This window comes from Pseudoalteromonas sp. HM-SA03 (assembly GCF_002289345.1).
Classification (GTDB): domain Bacteria; phylum Pseudomonadota; class Gammaproteobacteria; order Enterobacterales; family Alteromonadaceae; genus Pseudoalteromonas.
In genome coordinates, this window is sequence record NZ_NSDG01000080.1 from 16,904 (window position 1) to 31,161 (window position 14,258).

General features: G+C 46.7%; 10 protein-coding genes. 9 read left to right on the forward strand and 1 reads right to left on the reverse strand.

Annotation, left to right across the window (positions count from 1 at the left end):
• Nucleotides 1-40: 40 nt before the first annotated feature.
• The 9 genes from CKO50_RS15815 (at nucleotide 41) to CKO50_RS15855 (ending at nucleotide 13,058) form a co-directional block, all read left to right on the forward strand.
• The gene (locus CKO50_RS15815; RefSeq protein WP_095728934.1) at nucleotides 41-3,259 is read left to right on the forward strand and encodes a TonB-dependent receptor; all 3,219 of its coding nucleotides are present in this window, start codon (nucleotides 41-43) and stop codon (nucleotides 3,257-3,259) included.
• 106 nt (nucleotides 3,260-3,365) lie between these two features.
• Nucleotides 3,366-4,592, forward strand: a complete 1,227-nt coding sequence (locus CKO50_RS15820; protein ID WP_095728935.1) for an alanine racemase — start codon at nucleotides 3,366-3,368, stop codon at nucleotides 4,590-4,592.
• A gap of 13 nt (nucleotides 4,593-4,605) precedes the next feature.
• Nucleotides 4,606-5,478: a MurR/RpiR family transcriptional regulator gene (locus CKO50_RS15825; protein WP_095728936.1), complete on the forward strand. Its 873-nt coding sequence runs from the start codon at nucleotides 4,606-4,608 to the stop codon at nucleotides 5,476-5,478.
• The gene (locus tag CKO50_RS15830; RefSeq protein WP_095728937.1) at nucleotides 5,478-6,944 is read left to right on the forward strand and encodes an amidohydrolase family protein; all 1,467 of its coding nucleotides are present in this window, start codon (nucleotides 5,478-5,480) and stop codon (nucleotides 6,942-6,944) included. Before CKO50_RS15825 ends, CKO50_RS15830 begins: the two co-directional genes overlap by 1 nt.
• Nucleotides 6,945-6,972: 28 nt before the next feature.
• Entirely contained in the window at nucleotides 6,973-7,359 is a 387-nt protein-coding gene (locus tag CKO50_RS15835) for a RidA family protein (protein ID WP_010603922.1), read from the forward strand.
• A 37-nt stretch (nucleotides 7,360-7,396) separates the two neighbouring features.
• Nucleotides 7,397-8,827: a sodium:solute symporter family protein gene (locus CKO50_RS15840; protein ID WP_095728938.1), complete on the forward strand. Its 1,431-nt coding sequence runs from the start codon at nucleotides 7,397-7,399 to the stop codon at nucleotides 8,825-8,827.
• Complete coding sequence (locus CKO50_RS15845; protein ID WP_095728939.1) at nucleotides 8,824-9,777, forward strand: sugar kinase; 954 nt, start codon at nucleotides 8,824-8,826, stop codon at nucleotides 9,775-9,777. The genes CKO50_RS15840 and CKO50_RS15845 overlap by 4 nt, the downstream gene beginning before the upstream one ends.
• Before the next feature lie 4 nt (nucleotides 9,778-9,781).
• Entirely contained in the window at nucleotides 9,782-12,151 is a 2,370-nt protein-coding gene (locus CKO50_RS15850) for a family 20 glycosylhydrolase (RefSeq protein ID WP_255230048.1), read from the forward strand.
• Nucleotides 12,152-12,158: 7 nt separating this feature from the next.
• Nucleotides 12,159-13,058: an SMP-30/gluconolactonase/LRE family protein gene (locus tag CKO50_RS15855; RefSeq protein WP_095728940.1), complete on the forward strand. Its 900-nt coding sequence runs from the start codon at nucleotides 12,159-12,161 to the stop codon at nucleotides 13,056-13,058.
• An 83-nt stretch (nucleotides 13,059-13,141) separates the two neighbouring features.
• Here the strand turns inward: CKO50_RS15855 and CKO50_RS15860 are convergent, their stop codons facing one another.
• Nucleotides 13,142-14,083, reverse strand: coding sequence for a PD40 domain-containing protein (locus CKO50_RS15860; RefSeq protein WP_095728941.1), 942 nt, complete (start codon nucleotides 14,081-14,083; stop codon nucleotides 13,142-13,144).
• Nucleotides 14,084-14,258: the final 175 nt, after the last annotated feature.

Genomic DNA, 14,258 nt, shown 5'->3' on the forward strand with positions numbered 1-14,258 from the left:
CTTTTTCACTGGTTTTTAAAAAGAAGAAAGGAACAACAAAATGTCAAAACTAGTCACCGATATTGGTAAACATAACCCTAAACGAAGCAAACTGAGTCTTGCGGTTTCATCTGTACTTCTTGGGCTTTCTCCACTTTGGGTTGCCGCTGAAACTGTGGGTCAAAATGACAGCGGTGTCAAATCTGCGACTGAGAACGAAGCGGTTGAAGTCATTGAAGTTCGTGGGATACGAGGCAGTATCAATAGCGCCCAAAACATTAAGCGCTTCGCTGATACGGTCAAAGACGTGATCACGGCGTCAGATATCGGGGCATTACCAGACAAATCGGTGACTGAAGCGCTGCAGCGTGTGCCGGGTGTTACGATTGAGCGATTTGCATCGTCCGATGACCCTAAACATTATGCTGATGAAGGTACTGGCGTGTTGGTTCGCGGCCTAGACAGAGTTCGCTCTGAGGTGAATGGCAGAGACGCTTTTAGTGCAAATCCGTCAGGCGGTCTGAGCTATGAAGACTTTCCTGCTGAATTACTAGGTGCAGTGGAAGTGGTTAAAAACCAAACTGCGGATCTTATTTCAGGCGGTATATCCGGCACGGTAAACCTCATCACCCGCAAACCATTTGACTCTGATGAGCGGCTTATCTCGTTCAATGCAAAGGCCAATTATGGCGACTTTAGAGAAGAAGTGACGCCTTCGTTTTCTGCATTGTTTTCCGACAGTTGGGAAACCAGTGCAGGTAAGTTCGGATTCTTAATTGCAGCTTCTTCATCAGAATATCAGACTCGAGGAGATGGTGTTGGCCTTGGCAATTTCCACTCTCGAGGTGATTCCTTTATTCCTACCTTGGATCAATGGGGTGGCATAACAGGTGTTGATCCCTCATCGCCTGTGGATGGCCCCGCTTTACCAGGGCAACCAGCTGGCAGTGTATGGCATGTGCCTGTCGCTATCCATATGAGCACAGCAACTAATGACCGTGAACGTACCGGCTTAACCTCTTCACTGCAGTGGGCAAATGCCGATGAGACCATAGTTGCGACATTAGAGCACATTCGTTCAGAAGCGTCTCTTGAGTGGAACGAGCGCCAAATAGGACAAGCAGCTCAAGGCTTTAAAGGTTTTATGGGGTCTTCACAAAATTGGACTGAAAGTACGGAAAGTGGCCATCCACTCACTACAGATGATGGTTTTGTGACTTCCGGCATCGCACTTGGCGTGAGCCCAGAAACGCCATTCTTTTATCGTAGCCGCTGGAATTACAACGAAAATACTGTGAAGGACACTTCATTTAAACTAACGTTAAAACCAATAGATAGATTGACGGTCGATTTTGATTACCAGCGGATCGACTCCGACAAAGAGGTGCAAAACTACAGTATGTCGGGGCAAACACGGGGAAACCATGTTCATGTTGTCTCGCCTTATTTCCTCGATATGCGTGGCTCAAGGCCGACAGTAGAGTTTCTCAGTGACAATATTCTAACGGCAGGTTGGTCACCCAATGAAGATTGGAATGGACCTGTGCCTAATCTGTTTTTGGGCAGCGGTATGGAGCAGGTTGAGCGCAATACAGCAGAATCAGACAGCGTTAAACTGGATTTTAAGTATGAGCTAGACGGTCATTTCACGAGTGTCAGTTCCGGTTTTTATATGTCAGATAAAGACTTAACGGTACGAGATACCGCTTACGAGGGCTGGTCTGCCATTGGCACCCCTTGGATCCAAGATGACCGAAATGCCGCGGCGGCGGTCAATCGTCCTGAATTATTTGAGCGCGTTGATTTTTCAGATTATTACAATGGTCAGGTATTACAGGGGCCGGTCAATAACTTCCTGTTCCCAAGCATGGATCTGGTGAAAAACTACGCCGACTCTTTGCGCCAAGGTTGTCGTGATGGTTGGCACAATGCCACCAATAGTGCGGCAAACAACGGTACATGCTCTGGCACTTATGTACCTTATGCAGACAAACCCAATCGCGTTGAAGGCCCATTCGCCGCACACAATATAAGTTCGACCAACGAGAAGCGTACTGAATTTTACATTCGCGGTGATTTTGACTTCGAGTTTCAAGACATTCCAGTGGTGGGTAACGTTGGCCTGCGCTATGTAAACTATCAACTAGAGTCTACGGGCGCTTTGGTGCAACCCGCCCTCATCAAACGTGGTGAAGAGGGGACATCACTTAATAATGTGATGCAGCAGGCAGAATATAAGCGATATTACGATATTGCTGGGGGAGAGTCCGAACTCAGTACCGTTGATGGCACAGATTATAGCACTTTGCTTCCGAGCTTAAATTTGAGTTTTGGTGTATCAGAAGACGTAGTGGTGCGATTTGGTGCATCAAAAGCGCTGTATTACCCAAGTTTAGTTGATGCCAGAAATATCAGTATTCTTAACTTGGATTACACTCGCGTGCTACAAACTCCCGGCGCTGATTACGACGAGGCAACTAACCCCGTTGTTGGGCTAGACGATATCAGTCTAACGGCGCTTTCTGGGAACCCATATTTAGAGCCTGAAGAAGCAATTAATACTGATTTAACTACCGAATGGTATTTCGCTTCAGCAGGCTATGTAACGGTAGGGCTATTCCACAAAAAGCTAGATAATATAATCCGTAGCCGCGCCTTTGATCTTGATGTGTCTTATGGCGGCGAAGATTATGATGTCTCTGCTTATGGCCCTGCTAACACTGGTTCTGGCACCATTCGTGGGATGGAGTTTTCCTACTCACAATTCTACGACATGTTACCGGGTGCATGGAGCGGTTTAGGTTTGCAACTTAACTTTACCTATATCGATCAAGATGGACTTGAAGATCCAAATGAAGTCTCTAAAGGCACGCTTGGTTTCGATGAAAATGGTAACCCGCTAACCGATAATCGGAATACCTTCCGAGTGTTTGGAGGTTTGCCGCTACAAGGTTACTCTGACCAAAACTTTAATATCATTGGTATGTATGAGTACGAGGATATTTCTTTTCGCCTTGCATACACTTGGCGCTCTGAGTATTTGCTCACACTTCGGGAATCTGAAGAGTATGTCCCTGCCTATGCAGAGGCGTCAGGTATGATGGATGCAAGCTTGTATTACACCATCAACGACCATTGGAAAGTGGGTTTTGAAGCCAGCAATTTATTGGATACGGAAACCAAAACCAAGTATCAGATGGACCAAGCTGGGACAAAAACGCAGGCACTCAACTTTACCACAGATAGACGTTTTGCATTGAGCGTCCGTGCGACTTTCTAATGTCAGCAAAGGCCAAGTGCAGCTTGGCCTGATACTAATCGCAGTAAGTCAATGCACTATTTTGACGTGGGGAACTAATGTTTAAGCTCAAGGATTTGAATAAACAATGACAATATTAGCGAAAGGCACTGGCGATCCACTGCAACTAGAAGGTTGCGGCTGGGATATTCTCGCAGAGCAGGTAAGTTTGCCAGTTGCAGTGATAAAGCAAGACGCCATCAGCCACAACGCGAATTGGATGGCGAATTTTGCAAAGGAAAGCCAAGTATTATTGGCACCCCACGGCAAGACGACAATGTCACCAGCGTTATTTAAACTACAGCTTAAACATGGCGCATGGGCCATCACGGTAGCGACCGTACCACAAATATCCATGGCCATTGTCGCGGGCGCAAAACGAGTGATCTTAGCGAATCAACTTGTTGGCGAATATCATATGAAGCAAGTTGCAAACATGCTTACTGATACTGACGTTGAGCTCTATTGTTTTGTTGACTCTATTGCAAATGCCCATGCTTTAGGCACATTTTTTACCCAGTATTCGCTGCGTATTTCCATTTTACTCGAGGTGGGGGTTGAAGGTGGTCGCGCTGGTTGGCGCAATCTTGCAACGTTAGTGCAGCTAGTCAATGTATGCCAACAGTATGCTAGTTTAGAGGTAGCAGGCATCGGATTTTATGAAGGCGTGATCCACGGCCATAACGCCGAGCAAAGGATTGCTACATTCGTTAGTTCAGTAATAAAAACGGCGGCAGATTTACGACAAAAAGACGCGTTTTCAAAGACGTTGCCTATTATCACGGGGGCGGGTTCCGCTTGGTACGATGTTGTGACAAAGACACTAAACAAAAGTGAGCAGGCTCAGCAATTTCACTTTGTGATCCGTCCCGGCTGCTACCTTATTCACGATACTGGGATCTATCAGCAGGCGCAGCAAGCGGTGCTATCACGGAGCAACCTCGCTTGCGATTTGGGGGAGAGTTTGGTGTCGAGCTTAAGTATATGGGCTTACGTGCTTTCGACTCCAGAGCCGGGTGTCGCGATAGTTGGCATGGGAAAAAGGGATGTCGCATTTGATGCTGGTATGCCCACAGCAGAGCTGATTTACTCTCCGCCGTCAAAGCAGTTGCGCTCATTAGACGGCGCGGTAAAGGTCGAAACAATCATGGATCAACATGCTATGGTGAGTATTGCATCTGGGTGCGAGGTACAGATTGGCGATATGATCTGCTTTTCGACTTCTCATCCTTGCTTGACCTTTGATAAGTGGCGACAAATTGGTGTTGTCGAGCGAGATTGGGTGATCACTCGAACCATTTCTACCTATTTTTAATTGAGGCGAAGCTGTGGACATTATTAGCAAAATTAAGGAAGGCTTGGGGCACTTTAGCCCAGCGGAAGAAAAAGTTGCCCGGCTTATTTTGGCTGAGCTTAACTTTGCCGCAAGTGCTTCGATTAGCGAGTTAGCTGAAAAAGCACAGGTCAGTCATGCCAGCATTACGCGGTTAGCGCGTAGCTTGGGCTGCATCAATGTGCGCGACCTTAAGTTCCAGCTTACACAATCAGCCGCAATTGGTGAGCGTTTTACAAATCCTGAGCCAATTGAAAAAGAAAAGATTTCTCATGTTTATACCTCTATTCAGGAGATCCTTACGCTCAATGCGGGACTCATCGATGAAGCGGTTGTGGAGCAGGCGAGTGAAGTGATTTGCGCCACACGTCATTGCTTAATTTTTGGGGTTGGTGGTGGTAGCAGCCTGATGGCACAAGAATGTCAAAATCGCTTATTTCGCTTGGACGTACTTAGTAATGCTCACTCCGATCCTATGATGATGCGCATGGTTGCCGCAACGGTGAATAAAGGGGATGTGGTGATTTGTCTCTCGCTTAGTGGTGTTTCTCCTGATGTGAAAGCAGCGGCGCTTATCGCCAAAGAGTATGGCGCTGAGGTTATTGCTATTTGCCCAGTGAGCGACTTGGCGGACATTGCCGATCACCACTTAGCCATCAAAACTCAAGAAAGTGATTACATCTTTAAGCCCAGCGCTGCACGCTATGCCATGATGGCAGCGGTGGATATCTTGTCGAGCGAAGTTGCCATGCGTAATCAAAAGCGCTCAAGAGAAAAGCTCCGACGGCTTAAAACTCAGTTAGATCAGCATCGAGATAAAAATAGCAATATGCCACCTGCCGATAAACGCTTTCCGCTGGGGGATTAATGCTGAGCTCATCTCTTTATGTTGATACCCTCATTCAAGGCGCGACGGTGTATTTTGAACCAGGCTCTGAAGCACAAGTGGTGGATGTCGCGATTAGCAAAGACAAAATTGTTGCGCTTGGCAACTGCAGCCATTTGCAAGCACAGCAATGCATCGATGCCACGGGCTTAGTGCTCGCTCCGGGTTTTATTGACGTACATACCCATGATGACCTTGAAGTGCTGCGAGGCCCCCATATGCTGAGCAAAGTGAGCCAAGGTGTCACCACCGTCATAGCCGGGAATTGTGGCATTAGCGCAGTGCCTTATTGTGCAGATCAAGCGCTGCTCGACCCCATTAACTTACTCGGGGAGCAATCAGAATTCGCCTATCGTGAACTACAGGAATATCAACACGCTTTTAGTAACGCCGCTCCGAGTGTGAATTTAGCCATGTTAGTTGGTCATACAACGCTCAGAGCGCAGGTCATGACGGATTTATCTCAAGCCGCCAATGCGCAAGAACTTGAACAGATGAAAACCTTGCTGCATCAAGCGATGGCGCAGGGGGCGATAGGCTTTAGTACTGGCCTTGCTTATTACAATGCGAAGGGGGCAAGTCAAGCTGAAGTGAATGCGTTGGCCGAGGTTGTTACACCATTTGATGGTATCTATACCACGCATTTACGCACAGAATTTCAAGGAGTCATCCGAGCTATGGATGAAGCCTTTGCTACGGCAGAGCATGCCAAACTGCCGCTGGTTATTTCACATATAAAATGCGCTGGTAGAGAGAATTGGGGCAGGGCACCTGAGGTATTAGCGCATTTTGAACAACATAGAGAAACGCATCCAGTGAGTTGCGATTGCTACCCTTATGCTGCGAGTTCAAGCACCTTAGATCTTAACCAAGTAACGGAGGAGACGGATATTTTTATTACTTGGTCGGAGTCTCATCCACAACTTGCACAGCAAAGCTTGGCAGACATTGCTACGCAATGGCAAGTGTCTCAGCGTGAAGCGGCAAAGCGCTTGCAGCCAGCGGGGGCTGTGTATCACTGTATGCTGGAAGATGATGTGCAGCGGTTTTTAAGTTATGAACACAGCATGGTGGGGTCCGATGGTTTGCCGTGCGATCCGCATCCGCATCCGAGATTGTGGGGGACATTTCCGCGGGTGCTTGGACATTACTGTAGAGAACAGCAATCGCTGCCGTTGGCATTGGCTATCTACAAAATGACAGCGTTGCCAGCAGCGCGCTTTAAGCTGCGGCAACGTGGCAATATTCAAATTGGTTATTTCGCCGATCTGGTGTTATTCGACCCTAATCGGGTGTTAGACCAAGCAAGTTACAGTAATCCAAAGCAACTTGCCTCAGGCATTGTGAAGGTTTGGGTGAATGGCAAGCTCAGCTATGTTGAAGGCGCGAATACAGACACCATTGTAGATTTCGGCCGAGCAGGACGATTTTTAACGCGTCAAAACTAATAAAAATCAAAATCATCAAGAGGTTAACATGACAATAAGAAGAATAGGTGCTGAGGGTGGCACGGGCACTGGTGGACAACACTTACCCTTTGCGCGAGCAGTTGAAGCTGGCGGTTGGTTAAAGGTCTCTGGGCAAACGCCAATGCGAGATGGTGAAGTGGTTGAGGGTGGCATTGTTGAGCAGTCGCGTCTGGCCATAGAAAACTGCATCGCGATTATGACCGAAGCAGGTTATGGCCTTGAGCATGTTACGCATGTCTCTGTGGTATTAACTGACGCAAGATATTTTCAGTCCTTTAATAAGGTTTTTGCAGAGTATTTTTCAGCGCATCCTCCTGCGCGAATTTGCATGGTGGCCGACTTAGTCGTGGATTGTAAAGTTGAGGTTGATGTCACCTGTTACAAAGGCGAATAGACGTTATACGAACAACAATGTTCACAGGAGGAGAGGCATGACGGATAGTCAGCAAGTGTATTTGCTTATTTTTCTGTTGTATTTGTCTGCCATGATATTGGTGAGTTGGCTGGCATCTCGGTGGCAACGGTCAAATTGCGACTATTTATTAGCTGGGCGAAAAGTACCGCTGATGCTGACGCTAGGCACCACCGTTGCCACTATGGTCGGCACCGGCTCGTCGATGGGAGCGGTCGGCTTTGCCTATCAACACGGTTGGGCGGGCACGCTTTATGGCATTGGCGGCGCGCTAGGTATTTTATTGCTGGCTTGGTTGTTTGCACCGGTTAGGGCCGAGCGCTTTGCGACAATGAGTGAAGAGTTAGCAAGCTATGTAGGCAATCATCAAGTTGTTAAAAAGCTCTTAGCGATATTGATTTACGCGGCAAGTGTCGGCTGGCTTGGCGCACATTTGATTGGCGGGGGCATGTATTTAGCTTGGCTCACTGGACTAGATGAAACCAGCGCTAAACTGATTATTGGACTAGGGCTTGCAGTATACGTGACCTTAGGTGGATATTCGGCGGTAGTCTGGACGGATGCAATTCAGGCCGTTATTTTGTTTTCAGGCTTTTTGTTGATGACCTACTTTGTAGTCGAGGTGGTCGGTGGTTGGCAAACGCTAACCAGTGCTTCGGTTGCAGCGGGAGCCGGGCTCTTTTCATATCAAAATATTGGTTTGTTGCCTGCTATTTCAATGGCCCTGGCGGTGCTGGTGGGCGTATTGGCAACCCCATCGTTTAGGCAGCGGATCTACTCCGCCAAAAGCATAAGCAGTATTCGTACGTCGTTTATTATCTCGGGATTACTTTATTTAGGGTTTTCATGTATTCCTGCGGTGATTGGTATTGGTGCTTATGCAGTTAACTCGAGTTTAGACAACTCTTCATTTGCTTTTCCCTATTTGGCGTTAACGGCGATGCCAGTGTTGATTGGTGGCTTTATTTTATTGGCGGGTATTTCCGCAACCCTTTCTAGTGCCAGCTCCGACGCCATTGCTGGAGTCAGTGTGTTGGTTGCTGATATTTATCTGACTTGGTGTAAGGGAAATATTGCGCCACACAATCCGCTTTTGGTCTCTCGTATTGCCATGTTGACTACCGTATCGCTGGCATTATTTATGGCGGTGTTGTCGAGCGACATTATCAGCTATATCACCAAAATGATTTCCGTTGTATTAGCGGGGCTTTGTGTGATGGGGTTATTGGGACGCTTTTGGCAAGGTTATACTTGGCAAGGCAGTTTAGTCACCCTGATGGCAGGTTCAGTGGCTGCCCTGCTCATTGGTATGAACGACGATTGGCTGGCTTATTTTGGTAACCCGATTATTCCCGCGCTGATCAGTGCTTTGGTGTTTGGTGTATTGACGAGTATCGTGACAAAACCCAGTGTTACCGCATCGTCCGAAAAAACGGAAGTGGCATCATGAAAAGCGCAATAAAACAGTTGCTGTGCTTTGGTGAATGCATGGTGGAGCATAGAGCAGACGGGACTAGCTCGTTTGGCGGTGATACCTTTAACACGGCTTGGTACTTGGCTCAGTTACTCAAGCAAAGCAACGATAACCACATCGCAGTCAGTTTTGCCAGCGCCATCGGTACGGACAAGGCCAGTACAAACTTGCTTGATATGTTGTCAAACACCAACATCAGACAAGACTATATTGTGCTTGAACCACATAGCGCGCTTGGCGAATACTGGATTACGCTCGATGAGAAAGGAGAGCGACGCTTTACCTTTGCCCGTGAGCACAGCCCTATAAGGCATTATTTTAAGCGTGATGAGACGTTAACTCAGGCACTTCACAACAAGCTTATTGATGCGATTTATCTCTCTGGAATAAGCCTCGCCATTATATGTGAGTCGCAGAGAAAGCACTTGTTTGAGGCGTTAGCCGCGTTTAAAAACAGAGGTGGGCTCATATTTTTTGATAACAACTATCGCCAAACCCTTTGGCGTAGCGATAACCCAAAATTGAGTTATCAGGCTGTAATGGCGCTGGCGGACATCGCATTTTTAACCGACGAGGACGAATATGCAGTGTATGGCACCGCAAATGTGGACGAAATAATCGCAGAGCATCAAAAGCAAAGCTCACAACTCTTAGTTATTCGCCAAGGTGCTCAGCCATGCGTGATTGCGCCACCTAATAATTCTTCATCTATTTATATCGCGGCGCAAAATATAGCGCCGCAGCTTATCTTAGATACCTGTGGAGCGGGCGATGCGTTTGCTGCGGGGTTTTTAGCACATTGGCTGAAAGGTTGCGATTTGCAAATGGCTGCGTTCTTTGCACACCAAGTTGCCGCCGAGGTGATCCAGCATCACGGCGCGCTGATATCCGCCGACTTTCTGCCAAAGCTTGTTACTCAGGAATAGTGTAATGATGAGAATGTACTTTAGTCTTTTTTTATTCACCGTGTTGTTGCCGATTTTAACTGCAAAGGCAACACCACTGTCGCTTTTGCCCATGCCGCAACAAGTGAGTATGACCGAAGGCTCGCTAGTATTTGATAACGAAATCAAGGTTGCGATACACGGCTTTAGTGCGCAGAGGCAGGCATTTCTGCTCGCCAGAATGCAGCAATACATTGAGCGCATTACTGGAAAACCTATTCCGATACGGGTAGTAAAGCGTGGCAAAGCGGACTTAACCATTCGCGTAGAAAATATCGAAACCGAGTTACAGTTTCCTCAGCTGAATATGCCAGAAGACTACCAGCTTCATATTGAAAAGGGTGGAATAGTGCTTAGCGCAACCTCCGTTTTCGGCGCGCAGCACGGTCTTGCTAGCCTATTACAATTGGCCCAGAGTAATACATCGAGTCAATTCATACTCCCCTATACAACGATCAGCGATAGTCCCCGCTTCCCTTGGCGTGGGCTACTTATTGATAGTGTTCGCCACTTTATGCCAATTGCGACAATAAAGCGCCAACTCGATGGTATGGCCGCGGCAAAGCTAAACGTTTTGCATTGGCACTTAACTGATGACCAAGGCTGGCGAATGGAAAGCAAGGTGTTTCCTAAGCTGACTCAACTGGCCTCAGATGGATTGTATTATCGTCAATCAGAAGTGAAAGAAGTGATTGAGTATGCAAGCCTTTTAGGGATCCGTGTGGTGCCCGAATTTGGTATGCCGGGGCATGCAAGCGCGATTGCCGTCGCTTACCCAGAGCTGATGACTAAAGTGCAACCTCATGAGATGGAACGCCATTGGGGAGTATTTAAGCCACTGCTCAATATTGCAAGTCCTGATGTGTACGCCTTTATCGACGATTTACTGGCTGAGATGACGAGTCTATTTCCAGACGGCTACCTGCATATTGGGGGTGACGAGGTAGAGCCTGAGCATTGGTTGGAAAGCCCTGAAATACAGGGGCTAATGGCAAAACATGCGTTGAAAGACGGTCATGACCTGCAAAATTACTTTAATATTCGTGTGCAAAAGATTATCGCTAAGCACCAACGTGTGATGATGGGGTGGGATGAAATTTTTCATCCGGCGTTGCCTACGGATACTGTCGTGCAGTCTTGGCGTGGTCATGATTCGTTAACTGCAATTGCAGAAGCAGGTTATCAAGGCATTTTATCAACCGGGTTTTATATTGATCAGCCGCAGTATTCATCATTTCATTACCGTAACGACCCACATCCGGTGCTACCGACAGTGGATCTCACTCAACCGCGAGTATTAAGCTTAGCCTTTACGATCCCACGCCTAAAAGGTAGCGCAGTCAAAGGCGAACTTGTGGTGTTGGGTGAACAAGTGCTTATGAAGCTTAATAACAACCACCATCAGCTAGTACAAACAGATAAAACAATTACTAGTAAGACTCAGCAATTTACCGCTACCATGGATAGTTGGATGGGACCGTTACAGTTTGAGTTTTATACAGCGCAGCAACGAGGCTCGGTAATGATTGGTAATAGCCGTTATCCACTCACACTTGAGGCGCTTGAAAAACCACAGCCTGTCGAGGTTTCAACACCGTTAAGCCAAGTAAACGACGGACGTATTTTAGGTGGCGAGGCGACCATTTGGAGCGAAATGGTCACCGAACATAATCTTGATGTCAGAATATGGCCGCGACTTTTTGTGATTGCTGAGCGTTTATGGTCCGCTAAAACGCTTACAGATAGCAAGCAGATGTACGCGCGATTGGATCATATTAGCGATTTTGCACATAACATTATTGGCTTAGGTCATAAAACGCAGCAACAAGCGGGTTTTAATAGGCTTATCAGCACAACTTTGGATGAGCCAAAGCGCAAGGCTACGCTTGAATTACTCACTCATCTTGCAGAGCTTGTAGAGCCAAGTCACTATTACACGCGTCACCATATTAAGTTCTTAAACGACGAGTATCACCAGTTTGCAGCGCTTGATAAATTTGTCGACTATGTTGCGGTTGAAAGCCGTCAGGTGAGGCTGCTTGAGGAGCGAGTCGCAAGCTATATCGCTGGTGATAACACTGCCTTAGCGCACATTGGCGCGATATTGCAACGTTGGCAAGCGGGGCTTGAGGCGTTAACTCTGTTACAGCAAAGTCCCAAACTTACAGAAGCACACTCAACGGCGTTAAAGGTGACGCAGTTTATTGAATTGAGTCAGCAAGTGCTTAAGGTTTGTAAAGGGGCTTTACAGGCTCCGCACCTAGATAGCCATCTGCTAGCGCTGCAAAATTTAACGGATGAAGTGGTCATAACAGGAATTTATCCAGTTCGAGCACTTTACCTTCATTGTAAATAGGAAAGTCATGAGAAAAGTCATATTCAGTTTATTCTTGCTACAGAGCAGTGGTTATGTAGCTGCCAACACGGTGGTAGATACACAAGATTGGATAACGGATGGGGTTTTCACGCAAGGTATTGAGGGACCTGCGGTGGATGATGCCGGCGTGTTATATGCGGTTAACCATCAACAGCAAGGCACTATTGGTAAAGTGACTGCGCAAGGCAGAGCGGAAACCCTGCTGACGTTAAAAAATGGTTCTATTGGTAACGGTATTCGCTTTGATAAGCAAGGAAATATGTATATAGCCGATTACGTCAATCATAACGTGCTCAAAGTCACCAAAGCAGCACTTGCTCAAGGTGGTGATTTGTCACGAACCGTGACGGTATTTGCTCACGATAATCGCATGGATCAACCTAATGATCTTGCGATCATGGACAACGGAATTCTTTTCGCCAGCGATCCTAATTGGCAAGCCAGTAGCGGTAAACTTTGGCGTATAAATACAAACGGAGCAGTAACCCTATTAGAAGCGAATATGGGCACCACCAATGGCATTGAAGTTAGCCCTGACAATAAAACACTCTATGTGAATGAAAGCGTGCAGCGTAAAGTATGGAGCTATGAGTTAGATGAACAAGGCAATATTAGTAACAAACAATTATTTATCTCGTTTACCGATTTTGGCTTAGATGGCATGCGCACAGACAACCAAGGCAATCTTTATATCGCCCGTTACGGTGCTGGTGTGGTCGCTGTGGTTTCACCTCAGGGCAAACTAATTAAAGAAATTAAACTGAAAGGCAAGCACCCAACCAATGTGGCTTTTGGCGGAGAGGAAGGGAAACGCTTATTTATTACCATGCAAAAACGCGGCGCTATCGAGATGGCTGAGGTGGAGTTTGCAGGACGAGAGAAATAGTTCGGCTTAGTGTAAATTAGCCATCAGCAATTAAAGATAGGTAACTGGCAGCTCTAAGCTGAGCTGCCATATCGAACACGCTGCTAAATTTGCTTAGTCGACTTTCCTGCAAAATAAGCTTCTTTTAGCCGGGTAATGACCTCGGTGCTTACCCAATAAATGTTTGAGACATCACCGGGTTCATTATATCTGCCAAAAAACAGGTATTTACCATCTGGTGTAATTCTTGGGACGGTTTCTGAATAAGGGGTATTGACCCCTTCACCTAAATTTATAGGGCTAGACCAAGTGCCATCCTGCTCCTTAAAATAGACATATAGGTCGTTATCTTTTCGACTCTCATCGCCTCTGTGACGACTATTAACCAATAGGTAATCGTTAGCGGGCGAAATAAAACCATGAAATCCAAACTCAATATTAATGGTTTTGGGAGTCGTAAGCGCGCCGTTTTTATTTTCAGCGGTATACATTTTGCGTTCTGACATATTGGAGAAAACAGTGTCGCCATTTGCGCTTTGGTTGAAGTCTGAAAACTTACCCGTATTTATTGCCGAATCGAATCTTTTAGCTTCACTCCAGCCACCTTTGCTACGGGTAACGTACCAAATTCCGGACGCTTTGGGGTCATCTGAACGCGCGGTAAAGTAAATTCGGTTGTCGTTCAGGCTTACATGGGGGACCAGTTCATAACTCATTCTTCCACCAGTAAAATTTGCGGCTTGAGGTTGACTCCACTGCGCATCTTCTATTTTTGAATACATGATCCGTGGGCTTGAATCCACATTTTCTTGCTCTTCAAAAGCAGTGAAATACACTTCTGTAAGGTCGGGAGAAAACGACACGCCGAATTCATAACGACCGTTAATAGAGATGATATCGGGGGCAAAAAGCTGCGCGGTTAACCCTGGCGGTGTCTGGCCGAGCCAAGGTCCTTTTAGCCTAGGAAAGGCTTCGTTAGCATGGACATAATTGTTGAGCATGACGGCTGCAAAAAGTAAGGGGGTGGCGGGTTTTATAATATTCATGCTGTTCTCCTTAAGCGCTAGATAAACCTGCTTACAGTAGCAGGGGGTAAGCGATTTACATTATTCTTTTGAACAGAGAACACTGTATCAGCTATGGCGTAAAGCTGTAACTCCACCCAATTTAGTACAGCTATTTCGTAGAATTCTATGCAGCCTCAAGATAACCAATTGGTGT